The organism is Lysinibacillus sp. FSL K6-0232 (assembly GCF_038008325.1).
Taxonomy (GTDB): Bacteria; Bacillota; Bacilli; order Bacillales_A; family Planococcaceae; genus Lysinibacillus.
Map to the genome: position 1 here is coordinate 2773300 of NZ_JBBOYW010000001.1, position 13391 is coordinate 2786690.

Annotated in this window: 17 protein-coding genes and 1 tRNA gene; 2 read left to right on the plus strand and 16 right to left on the minus strand. The window is 37.5% G+C overall.

Features of this window, described 5'->3' with window-relative positions; all coding sequences use genetic code 11:
• Positions 1–111 precede the first annotated feature (111 nt).
• Positions 112–519, plus strand: coding sequence for a hypothetical protein (locus MHB42_RS13510; RefSeq protein ID WP_340806791.1), 408 nt, complete (start codon positions 112–114; stop codon positions 517–519).
• A gap of 329 nt (positions 520–848) precedes the next feature.
• Here the strand turns inward: MHB42_RS13510 and MHB42_RS13515 are convergent.
• Positions 849–922, minus strand: a tRNA-Arg gene (locus MHB42_RS13515).
• Positions 923–1165: 243 nt separating this feature from the next.
• On the opposite strand from MHB42_RS13515, the gene MHB42_RS13520 reads away from it, so the two are divergent.
• Positions 1166–1912, plus strand: a complete 747-nt coding sequence (locus MHB42_RS13520; RefSeq protein ID WP_340806793.1) for a glucose 1-dehydrogenase — start codon at positions 1166–1168, stop codon at positions 1910–1912.
• Here the strand turns inward: MHB42_RS13520 and MHB42_RS13525 are convergent.
• From MHB42_RS13525 to rph, 15 genes are all read right to left on the minus strand, one after another.
• Positions 1909–2565, minus strand: coding sequence for a YqjF family protein (locus MHB42_RS13525; protein ID WP_340806794.1), 657 nt, complete (start codon positions 2563–2565; stop codon positions 1909–1911). The genes MHB42_RS13520 and MHB42_RS13525 overlap by 4 nt on opposite strands.
• 51 nt (positions 2566–2616) lie before the next feature.
• Positions 2617–2766, minus strand: coding sequence for a DUF2639 domain-containing protein (locus MHB42_RS13530; protein WP_340806796.1), 150 nt, complete (start codon positions 2764–2766; stop codon positions 2617–2619).
• 99 nt (positions 2767–2865) lie between these two features.
• Positions 2866–4326: a protein adenylyltransferase SelO gene (locus MHB42_RS13535; RefSeq protein ID WP_445299991.1), complete on the minus strand. Its 1461-nt coding sequence runs from the start codon at positions 4324–4326 to the stop codon at positions 2866–2868.
• 629 nt (positions 4327–4955) lie between these two features.
• Entirely contained in the window at positions 4956–5240 is a 285-nt protein-coding gene (locus tag MHB42_RS13540; RefSeq protein WP_340806799.1) for a YkgJ family cysteine cluster protein, read from the minus strand.
• Positions 5237–6595: a hypothetical protein gene (locus tag MHB42_RS13545; RefSeq protein WP_340806800.1), complete on the minus strand. Its 1359-nt coding sequence runs from the start codon at positions 6593–6595 to the stop codon at positions 5237–5239. The genes MHB42_RS13540 and MHB42_RS13545 overlap by 4 nt, the downstream gene beginning before the upstream one ends.
• 12 nt (positions 6596–6607) lie before the next feature.
• Positions 6608–7618, minus strand: coding sequence for a hypothetical protein (locus tag MHB42_RS13550; RefSeq protein WP_340806802.1), 1011 nt, complete (start codon positions 7616–7618; stop codon positions 6608–6610).
• A gap of 158 nt (positions 7619–7776) precedes the next feature.
• On the minus strand, positions 7777–7890 hold the full coding sequence (locus tag MHB42_RS13555) for a hypothetical protein (protein WP_340806803.1): 114 nt from the start codon (positions 7888–7890) through the stop codon (positions 7777–7779).
• A gap of 32 nt (positions 7891–7922) precedes the next feature.
• Positions 7923–8138, minus strand: a complete 216-nt coding sequence (locus MHB42_RS13560) for a hypothetical protein (RefSeq protein WP_340806804.1) — start codon at positions 8136–8138, stop codon at positions 7923–7925.
• Between the two features lie 31 nt (positions 8139–8169).
• Complete coding sequence (locus MHB42_RS13565; RefSeq protein ID WP_340806806.1) at positions 8170–8745, minus strand: hypothetical protein; 576 nt, start codon at positions 8743–8745, stop codon at positions 8170–8172.
• A 323-nt stretch (positions 8746–9068) separates the two neighbouring features.
• Positions 9069–9794, minus strand: a complete 726-nt coding sequence (locus MHB42_RS13570; RefSeq protein WP_340806807.1) for an FxLYD domain-containing protein — start codon at positions 9792–9794, stop codon at positions 9069–9071.
• Between the two features lie 29 nt (positions 9795–9823).
• A complete protein-coding gene (locus MHB42_RS13575) occupies positions 9824–10156 on the minus strand; it encodes a hypothetical protein (protein ID WP_340806809.1) in 333 nt (110 codons plus the stop codon).
• A 93-nt stretch (positions 10157–10249) separates the two neighbouring features.
• Positions 10250–11221 (minus strand): helix-turn-helix transcriptional regulator, encoded by a 972-nt coding sequence (locus MHB42_RS13580; protein ID WP_340806810.1) that lies wholly within the window; start codon positions 11219–11221, stop codon positions 10250–10252.
• A gap of 211 nt (positions 11222–11432) precedes the next feature.
• Complete coding sequence (locus MHB42_RS13585; RefSeq protein ID WP_340806811.1) at positions 11433–11933, minus strand: metallophosphoesterase; 501 nt, start codon at positions 11931–11933, stop codon at positions 11433–11435.
• Between the two features lie 11 nt (positions 11934–11944).
• Complete coding sequence (locus MHB42_RS13590) at positions 11945–12538, minus strand: XTP/dITP diphosphatase (RefSeq protein ID WP_340806812.1); 594 nt, start codon at positions 12536–12538, stop codon at positions 11945–11947.
• 1 nt (position 12539) lies between these two features.
• On the minus strand, positions 12540–13289 hold the full coding sequence (gene rph / locus MHB42_RS13595) for a ribonuclease PH (RefSeq protein ID WP_340806814.1): 750 nt from the start codon (positions 13287–13289) through the stop codon (positions 12540–12542).
• Between the last annotated feature and the right edge of the window lie 102 nt (positions 13290–13391).

Here is a 13391-nt window from a genome sequence, read left to right on the forward strand (position 1 = left end):
ACTTAAAGGAAAAACAGTCAGATTACCAAAAATTCATTAAATTTTATGGAGAGAGTAAATCGAGGGAAACTGTCAGGAAGCTAAATACTTACATCAGAACATATGTAAAGAATGCCATCGAAAACGGGCATGATTCACTTGGATTTTGCACGAAAAGTCGAATTAACAGCATCTAAAATTGCTAAGAAGGCATCTGAAAAACATTTGAACTACACGGACAGCATGAAACTATATAATGAACTATTCAAACATTTAGACAGTTCCACAGGCACATACCATCTATTTACTTTTTTGTCTTGTATCTGGCTTGCGTTACGTGAATTAGTTGGTTTAGCACCTGACTACTTCAACTTCAAAAATAATAAAATATATGTTTATCAATCTTGGAATTATAAAGATGAGGCTGATTTTGGGGATTTAAAAAATACAAGCTCAGAGCAAACTATTTCCAACGACAAAAGAGCGGTGAATGAATTTAAAAAACTAATTTTATCTTTACCTGAAAACCCATGTAATTGAATTTTCTATCGTCCATCATCTGTCAAAGTAATTACAAATGAAGGTGCAAATATTCATTCTGTATCGAAACGTTAAGGACATAAAGACATTCAAACAACTGCAGATTACTATACACATATTTTAAAAGCAATAGAGCAGCAAGACGAATTAATTGCGGTAAATGTCTATACACAGTAAGCTGTTTTGGATGTTTACCTTGTATACCTACTTTCAAAAATAACCGTTTTCTCTCATATTCTCCCAAAAGTAAAAAGCGTTAGAAACATTGATATATCAACATTTCTAACGTCTTTGTAATCACTCTCTGACCTGTGATTTTTCTTAAAAAACGTCCCAGGAGGGATTCGAACCCCCGACCGACGGCTTAGAAGGCCGTTGCTCTATCCAGCTGAGCTACTGAGACATAATATTATGATGTTACTTTTAGTCGTTCCAATGATGTATCCCATATGAAGGACAATATTTATTATATGTACTTTAAAGCATAATGTCAACATTAATTTTACTATGAAGGCAAGGTTTGGCTTGTAACAGTGATAAGTTATTGGGAACATGTTTATGATGCCATTTCTATGATCTTTTAGATAGTAGGGGACACATGAATGTTTGTTAAAATATTGGCACTATAACACTTGGAGGTATGCAGATGTTTAAGGATTCGGTTGTGATTGTGACGGGTGGGGCACAAGGAATTGGGAAAGGGATTGCGCTTGCCTATGCACGAAATGGGGCAAAGGTTGTAATTGCTGATATTGCACAGGAGCTAGGACAGCAGTTAGAAAAGGAGTTGCTAGTGCAAGGCTTCCCTGCTTTATTTGTGCAAACGGATGTTACAAAGGAACAGGATATTGTTTATTTAATGGAACGTGCTGTTGAGCAATTTGAAACGATTGATATACTCATTAATAATGCTGGGAAATTTCAGCATAAGGCTCCTTATGATGTGACGTTTGAAGAATGGAATAATCTCTTACAAACAAATTTAACAAGTGCCTTTTTCTGTGCAAGAGAGGCAGCTAAAGTAATGAGAAATAATGTAAGAGGTGGTGCAATTGTTTCACTTGCCTCTACCAGAGCTGAAATGTCTGAGCCTTATACAGAAGCTTACGCAGCCTCAAAAGGTGGCATTGTAGCATTAACTCATGCTTTAGCACGGTCACTAAGTCCTGATCGCATCACTGTGAATTGTATTTCTCCAGGGTGGATTGAAACAGGGGATTATAAGGCTCTTCGTCCAATCGATCATGCCCAGCATTTATCAGGACGAGTAGGCGTTCCTGAGGATATTGCTCAGGCTTGTTTCTATTTAACAAACCCTAACAATAACTTTGTCACAGGTATTAATTTGACAGTTGATGGTGGTATGACAAAGAAAATGATTTATGAAGATTAAGTATGTTCAATAACTGGTAGAAAAACCTTTGCTACTTGTTGTTTTGCATAATGAGCGATTGGTTGCGTATGCTGAAATGTGTTTTTAATAAAAGGTGCCAGTGTATTGCTTTGGATCGTAGTCTGGACTTGCTGTAGCTGCCATGGCGCATGGTGAATATCAATACGAAATAAAGCGTTACCCCATTTTGCCCATGAATGATAGCGTTCCACTAGCCATTGATCAATCTCTAAATTAGTATTATCCACTGGCTTATAAGTAGCCCTTAATCTTTCATCAAATTCTCTATAATGACTTGTATATAAGCCTGGCTGTAAAAATATTTCTGTATAACGATATGGTAAACTACCCACTGTAGCTAGTTTTGCAAGAAGCTGTTGCGTAATATCTAAATGAAAAAAATAAATACCTTTCCTGCCGTTGTACTCCACATATGTTCGAACATTTAATTGTAAATAGGAGCTAATACCAGGAAACGGTGGAAGAAATCGCAGTCGTTGCCCTTTTACTTTAAAAAGAACAGCGCTAAGCCAAGCATTATCTTTATAAATATCTAGCTTTAACTCTTGCGGAATATGCTCCGCCAATATTTCAGGTGCTATTGGCCAATGTAAAAATAATACATCTTGCCATGTTTGTGTCAGAATCCACATAGTATAACTCCTTTCTATCGTCTAGTTTTTCCTAGAAAGGAGTTATTCAAACTATTTTGCCTGCACTTCCACATAACGATAATATAAATTGCGTAATTCAGACTCCTTAAATAAGCCTAGATGACTTTTTAATTGAGGATGTACTAAAATTCCATGTGTGCGTAGCTCTTTCACAAACCATCCTTTTGAATATTTATGCATCTTCTCCATTCCCCTTTAGCTATATTCATAACATAGAATATGCTTTTGATCGCTATAGGGACACTAAAAAACGAGAGAATAGGTCCCCTCGTTTTAAGCTTATGTGCCGCAAAAAGTGCGATATGGTTGATGCGATGGCTCTGGCAATGAAGCATAGCCCTGCTGCTCCTTTGTATAGGCAAAGGGCTGTGTAAGAACATTCAGTAGTTTATCAATTAAGCTGTAGTCCCCATGCTCAACAGCAGCCTCTAATGCCTCTTCTACTCGATGATTACGTGGAATAACAGCAGGATTATGCTGCTGCATTAGTTGTTGGGACATTTCCTTTGTTTGTGGCTGTCTTGCTAAACGTGCAAGCCAGTTTTGATACCATTCTTTAAATGCAGATGCATTCCATAACTCCGATGCATCAGCCTGCTCTAAAGTGAATGCGATAAATGTATTTGTGTAATCTGCCTTGTATTGTGTCATAAGTTCGAGAAGGTCTTCAACAAGCTGTCCATCTTCCTGTTCCTCATTAAAAATTCCAAGCTTTGCACGCATTCCTGTTAGCCAGTTTTGATAATATAACTGTGGGTATTGCTGTAATGCATCTTGTGCAAGCTGAATAGCCTCCTCTTGATTGTCATGGATTAGTGGTAATAAAGCTTCGGCTAAGCGAGTTAAATTCCAGCCACCGATATTTGGCTGGTTACCATATGCATAACGACCTTGTCGATCAATAGAGCTAAACACTGTTGCTGGATCATAGGTATCCATAAATGCACAAGGTCCATAATCAATCGTTTCCCCACTAATGGTCATATTATCTGTGTTCATGACACCATGAATAAACCCAACTAATTGCCATTTTGCAATTAAAGAGGCTTGTTGTTTGATTACGGCTTGTAGTAAATAAAGATAACGATTTTGGCTATTGTCGCTATTAGGGAAATGGCGTTCTAATGCATAGTCTGCTAGTAGTTGTAGCTCCTTATCTGTTCCCCATTGTGCCGCATATTGGAAAGTACCCACCCGTAAATGGCTACTTGCAATTCGTGTAACAATCGCTCCCTGTAATGCCGTTTCGCGAAAAACTGTTTCACCTGTTGTTACAACTGCTAAGCTTCGCGCAGTGGGAATCCCTAACGCAAACATTGCCTCACTAATAATATATTCTCGCAGCATGGGCCCTAGCGCAGCTCGTCCATCGCCACCTCGAGAATAAGCTGTTCTTCCTGAGCCTTTTAATGCAATATCATATCGTTCATGCTGAGGTGTAAGATGCTCGCCATATAACAGAGCACGTCCATCCCCAAGCATTGTAAAATGACCAAACTGATGCCCTGCATAGGCCTGTGCAATTGGCTCAGCTCCCTCAGGCATTTTGTTGCCCGCCAATTGAGCAACCGCTTCCTCAGTGTGCAATGCCTCACTATTTAATCCGAGTGAAGCTGCAAGTTCTTTATTGAGCAGCACTAGCTTTGGCGAACGCACAGGCTGTAATGAAACCTCAGAATAAAAAATACTCGGTAAACGAACATAACGATTATCAAAATTCCAACCAATTGTCTTTTCCATCGTTTCTCCTTTATGGCTATTTCCCTTTATTTTTTCTAGTTGATTATAAATCATGCTTAGTTAATTTTACCATGCTTCAATCAACTTTCTATAAAGAGAGAAACAAAAATACAAATGTTACCTACGACGGACATTCAAAAATTTCAATCCATTCTCTCTATACGGAGAGAAACGATGACTAAGACATATACCACTATTTCAGGTGATATTTCAATCCATTCTCTCTATACGGAGAGAAACTAAAATCACCATCCTTTTAACTAGTTAATTGCATATTTCAATCCATTCTCTCTATACGGAGAGAAACTTCTAAAAAATCAGCTTACTATCTATGACGTGCTAATTTCAATCCATTCTCTCTATACGGAGAGAAACTGTGAAAATTGATATAAAAATATTAATTATAATCGATTTTCACTAAAATATAAATGTTTATAGTTATATTAGCATAAACTTCTTTCCATTTTCATGGAAAATCAATTAAATTATAGGTGCGAATCTCCCTAGAAAATTATGTTTGCTTGACATTCGCACTTGCTGTTTAAAAGAAATGACTCCTCTTCTGGAATTTATAAACTAACAGCCAAATTAGATGTTTAATCATTCTGCTTTTCTATACCCATGGCCCTTTAAATGAAAACCCTATATCTCTCATCAATCCCCAGCCTTTCCTGTAGTTCGTTACATGCTTTAGCATTGAGGGTGTAAAACTCCTCCTTGGACATGTAAACTGAAAAGACCGCTTCATAGGTTTCATCAATGCGACAAAGTAAAGGACGGTCTGTGTAAATACTACATTCTCCTTCAACCAAATTTACACAGACACCATTTTGATTATATAGCTCTAAAAAACCAATGCCTTCGATCGAGCTACAGCAGGCTCCGCATTTGGTACAAGGAAATTTCTTGGTCATAGCTCTAATGTATCTTTGCTTAGCATAAAGTCTTGAAATTCCTCTAATGTATTGTATTGGAATTCGCTAGATAGACCATCTGCTAATGCAACGATTGCCTTTTCAGTAAATGAACCATCTGCAACAGCTAAATCAACTAATTTTTTTAAATCCTGCAATGTTTGGCTGTATTCCTCATAGTACGCAATTAGTCTAGCTTCTTCGGCCTTAATTTCTGCAATTAATAGCTCAGATAATGCTTCTGCCTGTAATCTAGCCTCTCGCGCTAACTCTACATCTCCTCTTGCTGATTCAAATACTTTATATAGTTGCTTCATTGCGATTAATCCTACTGTACCAGCTACAGCAGCACCGATTGGGCCAAATAACGCTGCACCTGCTGCAGTTAAAACAACACCTGAAAAACAGCTTACAGCATTAGAACCTAGCCCTATGACATACTCATCTACTGTTATTTTTTGCGTTAAAAATTTATATGTTAATTCTGTCATATTTACTGCAGAGCTTGCTAACGCACTTGCTACATTCCCATTAACTATTGGATTATTTTTACTTAAATATTTAATGCCATAAGAAATGCCTGCAACTACTGAACCACGGGCTGCACTGTTAGCTGCTGCTTTACCTGTTTCTTTCACACAAAAATTATCTTTAAAATAGCCTTGAGTTGCTGAAACTGTCCCTCCTATAAAAGCACCTGCTAGCGCTCCACTAAGCATTGCACTTTGAACCCCAGAAATAAATTCAGTACGATTCATTTTGGCTGCAAAGGTTTCTGAGTTTTCGGCTGCATCCATTGCCTCTTCATAAGTAGTACCACCACTACTTATATCCTCATAATAAACTTCACCTGTAATATCGCCATATGCATCTTTATAGTCTTGAGCATAAATTCCTTGTGAATTCATACGTTTCTCTACCAGCTCACTAACTCGTTCTGCTTTCTCAACATTTACTAATCGATCCATCCCATTATATTTTGGATTGGCTATAGCTCTTGCTGCAGTTGGTGTTGTACTATAGGATTTTGCTTGAATTTCCTTTAAAACCTGACCACTTGGATTGCGAATTAATAGGTCGGCTGCGGCATGGGGCTCCCCTAGTTCATCTGTTGTAACAGCTCTCAATAGACTACCTGCTTTAACAGCATTCACATTAAATTTGGTCGTTTCAATAATTTCAAACATACGCCCCTGTGTCTTATCGCTAGCACAATTAATATATTGCTCAGCAACGGCAACTAAACGCTTGGTTCCAGCCACTGTTTCACTAAGTGCATTTCCTTGCCTTTCAATGGTTTCACTAACCACTTGTCCTGTAATATGGTCAGTTTCTGTTTGACGTAGCGCTACCACAGCAACTCCCTCTTAAAATGCTGATAGCTTTTGACGTTCAGCAGTGATAACGGATTGGATATTTGGTACTAAATTTCCGTCTTCATCTAAAATTGTTGTATTCAAAATATCACGCATAATTACTGCTAATTTATAATTATTATGAATTGTTTTTTGTTCTTCATTAGAATATCTTTTAAAGTCTACTCCTCGGCGACTAATAATCGCTGCCATCTTGTCAATATTCACTTTAAATAATCGCTCTGTACTCTCAACTAATTCCTGCATACTTTCTGTTGCTATACGGATTCTATCCATTACTTCTGATGCGGCATGTAACTTTTCAACTTCTGTATTCACCTCTGCTTTTTTAGCATACATGTCCTCTAGCTTTTTCTCGGTAGAGGCTGCAAAAATAAAACTACCAATTGCCAGTGCTGGCGCTAAGGCAATTCCGCCTAAAACTGTTGTGCCTCCTGCAATGCCCAAACCGCCTGCCTTTAATGCGCCACCCCCTAAAAATGCTAATGTCGCATTTTGTGCAGCAATACCGCTTAATGACGCAATAGCTGTACCTGTTGATGCAGCAGCAAATGTTGTTGTTGCACCTACCGCTCCCATTGCAGCTAAGCCTCCTCCCGCTAAAGAAGCTAAACCTGCTGCCATGACTTGTCCTGCCTTCACTACTTGCTTTTCAATATTTAACACAAACTGCTCAACCTCTTGCGTTGTCACAAGACTGTCTATTACAGTTTGATCTGTGAAATTAATATTTTTAATTTTCTTAAATTCATGAATAAATTCTTTCATTACTCCATCTAAAATCTTTAGTTTTAGCTTACCGTATTCTTCGAAAGTTGCATTAGTATTATCTTTTGATTTTTCAAAAGCTGTGTGCGCTTTTTTGTATTTTCTCTCCAGTTGTTCAGCTAATTCCTTTGTTTCCTTCATATTTTTATATGAATCATATCCTTTTTTTCCTGCAACTGCTGTAGAAGCCGTTGCTGCTCCTGCTACGATTAGTGGGATTAATGGTAATGGCATAATGACCAACTCCTATTGTTATTTTTAGTAAAAAATTTTAAGATTACATTTGTTAGCGTTATAGCTTTTATGAATACTTTCTTCAACACACCAAACAGTCATGCTAAAATTTCTTATGATTTTAATTCAAAAATAGATGACAATTGACAGGGCATCTCCTACTTATCCTGATACAAACCTACCATTACATCAATCATCTCTATCATTTGTGTGCGTAAGTCTTGTGGTTTAATGACCTCCATCTTTTTTCCTTGACTAAGCAGCCACATCATACAGCCTGTTGTACCGTATATCTCCGCTTCAATTAACCAACATCCTCTAATGTTTTGACAATGCGCCCATTTGGGAAGCGATCCAGCACAGAGTCAATTGTTACGCCTCGAAAAATAAATTGTAGACGCTCAAGCTGTCCTGCATACATAAATTGAATACGTTGGCGTAGCATTCCTTCTTCAAAGCGATCTTTTTCTGCAAAGAAAAACTTTCTGCTTAATAATTTGAAGTGACAAATGCGATCCATTCTGAAAATAACAGGCGATGGGTGCTCACTATCATGCATAAAGGCAATCAAAATAGAAATAATATTCTAAAAATAAAATAGCAACTGGCTTTACAATATGATGCTTTTTTTGATAATCCATTCGTTGATATTCGATTTCTATTACGGTCTTACTGCGAATGCTGGCCGCAATAGCCCACAGCGTATCGAGCAATGGCTGATTGTGCTGCAATGGGCGATAATGAAGTAACTCATTGCCTACAATCGAATGTATAAATTGTTTATCATCCTTTGTGCCCTGTGCTAGTAGTGATGCAATCAAATCTTTCATTTCAGCTGTATTCAGTGCACGACTTTCTAGTAATATCTTTGTTACTGTTAGCAACCCTTTTGGTGAAAGTCCCTCCCTATCACCGACCAAGCGATAGCCTTTCTCCGCCCGACTATACTGAATCGATTGGGTTACAGATGACTTTTCTAAATACGTTCGTATACTTTGAATATCCCGCTGCACGGTACGTTCATTGACATCTAAACTTTTAGCTATTCCTAGCTTATTAATCGTTTCACCTTTACGAAAGCGATCATACAATTGCAATATACGATATACTTGTTCCTCCTTTTCCATCAAAACATCCCCTTTAAATTGATAAGTGGATTTGTTATGTATTGCAACAAAATACCTAGACATAATATGTCATCCTACCCACTAAATTTACTAATAGTGAAAATATATCATATAAATTACTAGTGTGAGTATATTTTATATGAAAATAAAATCATGCTAAGATAAAATTAACTACTTAAACAATTGTGAAATCAAAAATAATAGAAAAACCGAACAATTCTGAAACACTTTACTTCAAATTGAAGGTTTCATTGAATAGTTCGGCATTTTTATATGTTGAAATCTAATTAAATTTTATATACTACTGAATAATATATTATTGGTTACCAATTCCATCCATATGGCTTTACTTCAATCGTAGCAATTTTATCTTGTATATTTGGTGGTAAATCAGGATAGCTTAATTCAAAGCCTGTTTCCCCATTAGGTGCAAGTCCTATATCGACAGAACCCTCTAAAGCTCCTAATAAATTTCCTTCAGCATCCAATAAAGCTGCTGCAATGCGAATATCATCTTGCTGATCTTCTGTTATATTTTTAAGAACACCTGTTACCTTATAGCCGTATTCACCAACAATTCCCTTTATACCACTTACCTCCATAAGCGTTGGGTCTTCTGTTGTTTCCTTAAAACTAAAATTATAAGTTGTTTCAGCAAATGCCTCTGGATCAACTCCATCTAAATATCCTGTTTCTACAATAATTGCCGTTTCACCAGGCAAAATAACGGATGGTACAGCATAAATCATTGTTTCTGTTCCTAGAATTGAGTCATCTGTCGCTTTATAATTCATTTGTGTTTCCTTCATTTCAACAGGAACATTTCCTTTGTTTTCATAAATTGCTGCTGAATGAACATAAGTCGTATCGTATGATTTCCATGCTGTGCTTACATGTTTTTGAATTTCAGCTAAAGCCGTTACTTGCTTCTTTTCTTCCTTATCACTCGTTTCATTATCTGATTGCGAGCTAGCAATCTTGTCCTCTCCACAACCGCTTAAAATTAATCCTAAAGATAGGATAGTGCTAGCTACTAATAGTTTCTTCATTCATAGTCCCCTCTTCATCCAATAAATATTTAAGCATTTGTTATATCTGCTTTAGGTGTTTGTTTAATTCGAAATGCTAATATCCCTGCTAATATTAAAAAGATAAATGCTACTATGAAAAATAAGCCATTTGTAAAAAAGCCATAGATAGCAATTAAGATTAACATTATTCCGCCAATTTTATGAAACTTCCAAGAAATAAAGCCCATAAAGATAGCAAGAGCAGACAGCCAAAAGACCGTTGCACCGTCATTTGCCATATCATTTTCTCCAAAGCCTGTACCAAAAGCTGTAACAATAAAACCACTTGCTAATCCTGCTAAACCACCAATCATTGCTAACACTGCCACCCAAATTTTCATTATTCAGCCTCCTATTAATCGCCAAAAAATTTATCCATACTTATTTAAAACATACTATTTTTAACATTCTATCCCTAGCTCAATTATGTATTCTTAAGCCTCTTTATAGCTGTATAGCATGTTTTCAATAAGCTTTTTCATATGCTCTCGTAAATCCACTGGATAAGTCACTTCCACCTTATCGCCCTGACTTAGCAACCACATTATGCAGCCTGTTGTGCCATATACTTCTGCTTCTACAAGCCAGCCATCTTCTAACGTCCTGATAATTTTTCCATTTGGAAAGCGGTCTAATACAGGGGTAATTGTCACACCTCGAAACTTAAATTGCAGACGGACTAAGTTACCAGAATACATAAATTGAATACGTTGACGTAGTATACCTTCCTCAACGCGATCTTTTTCAGCAATTGAAAATGGCTCATTCAATTGTTTCAATAACCGTATACGATCTAATCGAAAAATAACTGGAGAATGGTACTCGCTATCTTTTATAAATGCAATAAGATAGAAATAATATTCTGAGAATAAAATAGCAACTGGTTTTACAATATGTTGCTTCTGTTGCTGATCCATTCGCTCATAAATAATTTCTATAAATCTCTTTTTCTGAATACTTTCAGCAATATCCCATACGATATCAATTAATGGTTGATTATGCTGTAAAGGGCGATAATGTAGCAATTCATTTCCTACAAAGGTATAAATGGTTTTTCTATTTTTCGTATTGCTTTGTGCTAGCAAAGTGTCAATCATACGTTTCATCTCATCAGCACTCAAAACACGGCTCTCTAACAAAATTTTCGATATTATCAATACTTCTTTAGCTGGTATTCCTTTTGGGGTACTTTCTGTTAATACATAGCCCTTTTTAACCGCATCATATTCTATTGTTTGTCCAGAAAATGAGTTAGCTAAATGCTCTTGAATATTACTAATATCCCGCTGTATTGTACGCATACTAACCGCAAGTCTTGTGGCTGCTTCTGACTTATTAATTGTTTCTCCGTTACGCAGCTGGTCATATAATTGTAGAACACGGTGTATCTGCTCCCATTTTTCCAAAATGACACCTCCCTTCCTAGCACAACTAACTCACTCATTACATTAACAAATCGCCTAGACGTAAGATGTCATTTGATATATATTTTTTTATTGTTCAACTGAAAATAATCTTAGAGTTTTCATCATTCTATTTTCTGTCATAAAAAAACACCTAAATGGGTAGAATTATTCTCTAACCATTCAGGTGTTATTTAAATTTTTATGCTTTTTGTTATCTCGGGAATGTTTGGGTTGCCAGGCACTCATGATGATCCGTCCAAAAATCCACCTTAAAAGATGTGCTACTGATTTCCACAATCGCAAAGCTTTTTTCCTTGCGACCGCGTGGCTTTAGAAGACTTCCAGGGTTTAAAAATAAAATATTGTCGATAACTTCGGCACCCAGGGTATGGGAGTGACCAAAACATACAAGCTGTGCGCCTACCTCTTTTGCGCGATAGGCTAATGCTAGCATAGAGCTTTTCACATTGAATAAATGACCGTGTGTAGCAAAAATCGTTACATCCCTAGCAGTAAACACTTCTTCTTTTGGGAAGGCTTCATCATGGTCGCAGTTTCCCCGCACTTTTTTCATGCCTGCTAATGCTGGATGTGAAAAAGGAAGTTCACTATCACCACAATGTATTAGCATATCAATATTTGGATAAAAGCCTCTCACTTTATCAATCACATGGCTATCACCATGGGTATCGCTCATAACTAATATTTTCATCGACTCACCTCTTACTTTATAAGATTCGGCAATTGCTCCTTCAGCTTGCGAATCGCATTGCCACGATGCGAAATAGCTCCTTTTTCCGCTGGTGTCAGCTCAGCCATCATACGGTTTAAGCTTGGTACAAAAAAGATTGGGTCATAGCCAAAGCCATTTGTTCCACGTTTCTCATGCGCAATTACACCCTCACATGTACCAAAAACTGTTGTTGTTTCAAAGTCTGGGCCTGCAATCGCAATACAGCAGCAAAAACGCGCTGTACGTTTGGCATCCTCTACCCCTTGTAGGTTTTCTAATAGCTTTGTCATATTTGCTTCATCATCATGGTCGCCCGCGTAGCGTGCAGAGTACACGCCTGGCGCACCATTTAGGGCATCCACTGCTAAGCCGCTATCATCAGCAATGACAATTGTACCAAGCTCTCTTGCTAGTGCTTCTGCCTTTAAAATAGCATTTTCCTCGAAGGTTGTACCTGTTTCTTCTATTTCCATGTCTGGTGCGGCTTCAAACATTGTGACCACCTTATAGCCAAGTGGACCAAATAATGCTTCGAAATCTTGTGCTTTTCCTTTATTTTTTGTTGCGATCACTACTTGTTTCATTTTACTGATTGCCTCCCACCATCATTGCTAGCTCACCAAGTGCCGCTTTTTGGTATTCAATTAATTGCTGAATGCCCTTTTCACCTAATGCTAACAAATCATTTAATTCTTCACGAGAAAATGTTGCTTCCTCACCTGTGCCTTGTAATTCCACAAAGCGTCCCGTACCTGTCATAACAATATTCATATCAACAGCAGCGTCAACATCTTCTACATAGTTCAAATCTAAAATAGCACCCTGTTCTTCTACAATCCCTACACTTGTAGCTGCTAAAAAGTCTGTTACTGGGAAGATAGCAAATGGCTTTTCTTCAGCCAGCTTAGCTATTGCCTGTGTCATTGCGACAAATGCGCCTGTAATGGAGGCTGTACGAGTGCCGCCGTCTGCTTGAATGACATCACAGTCAATCCATACAGTACGCTCACCAAGTGCCTCTAAATCAACAACAGCACGCAATGCGCGGCCAATTAAGCGTTGAATCTCCATTGTTCGTCCATTAACCTTGCCACGAGAAGACTCGCGTGGTGTACGCTGAGCTGTTGCCCTAGGAAGCATTGAATATTCCGCTGTAATCCATCCTTTTCCTTGCCCACGTAAAAAGCCTGGTACTTTTTCTTCTATTGTTGCTGTACAAATTACTTTTGTATTGCCTACCTGAATTAATACGGAACCTTCTGGGTGTAATAGATACTCGCTATCGATTGCTACAGGTCGTAGTACATCTGCTTGTCTTTCATCAAATCTTGTCATATATTTTCCTCCTAAAAACTTTCGCGCACTCATCTTATCATAATTTATTCCACTTAGAAAAGCAGTTATGATAGCATGCTAAAAACGGCAAAAATCAGCCTA

Coding starts and splice junctions, on each gene's coding strand:
- MHB42_RS13510 (WP_340806791.1), top strand. CDS start 112: ATGCCATCGAAAACGGGCATGATTCACTTGGATTTTGCACGAAAAGTC.
- MHB42_RS13520 (WP_340806793.1), top strand. CDS start 1,166: ATGTTTAAGGATTCGGTTGTGATTGTGACGGGTGGGGCACAAGGAATT.
- MHB42_RS13525 (WP_340806794.1), bottom strand. CDS start 2,565: ATGTGGATTCTGACACAAACATGGCAAGATGTATTATTTTTACATTGG.
- MHB42_RS13530 (WP_340806796.1), bottom strand. CDS start 2,766: ATGCATAAATATTCAAAAGGATGGTTTGTGAAAGAGCTACGCACACAT.
- MHB42_RS13535 (WP_445299991.1), bottom strand. CDS start 4,326: ATGGAAAAGACAATTGGTTGGAATTTTGATAATCGTTATGTTCGTTTA.
- MHB42_RS13540 (WP_340806799.1), bottom strand. CDS start 5,240: ATGACCAAGAAATTTCCTTGTACCAAATGCGGAGCCTGCTGTAGCTCG.
- MHB42_RS13550 (WP_340806802.1), bottom strand. CDS start 7,618: ATGCCATTACCATTAATCCCACTAATCGTAGCAGGAGCAGCAACGGCT.
- MHB42_RS13555 (WP_340806803.1), bottom strand. CDS start 7,890: ATGATGTGGCTGCTTAGTCAAGGAAAAAAGATGGAGGTCATTAAACCA.
- MHB42_RS13560 (WP_340806804.1), bottom strand. CDS start 8,138: ATGGATCGCATTTGTCACTTCAAATTATTAAGCAGAAAGTTTTTCTTT.
- MHB42_RS13565 (WP_340806806.1), bottom strand. CDS start 8,745: ATGGAAAAGGAGGAACAAGTATATCGTATATTGCAATTGTATGATCGC.
- MHB42_RS13570 (WP_340806807.1), bottom strand. CDS start 9,794: ATGAAGAAACTATTAGTAGCTAGCACTATCCTATCTTTAGGATTAATT.
- MHB42_RS13575 (WP_340806809.1), bottom strand. CDS start 10,156: ATGAAAATTTGGGTGGCAGTGTTAGCAATGATTGGTGGTTTAGCAGGA.
- MHB42_RS13585 (WP_340806811.1), bottom strand. CDS start 11,933: ATGAAAATATTAGTTATGAGCGATACCCATGGTGATAGCCATGTGATT.
- MHB42_RS13590 (WP_340806812.1), bottom strand. CDS start 12,538: ATGAAACAAGTAGTGATCGCAACAAAAAATAAAGGAAAAGCACAAGAT.
- rph (WP_340806814.1), bottom strand. CDS start 13,289: ATGACAAGATTTGATGAAAGACAAGCAGATGTACTACGACCTGTAGCA.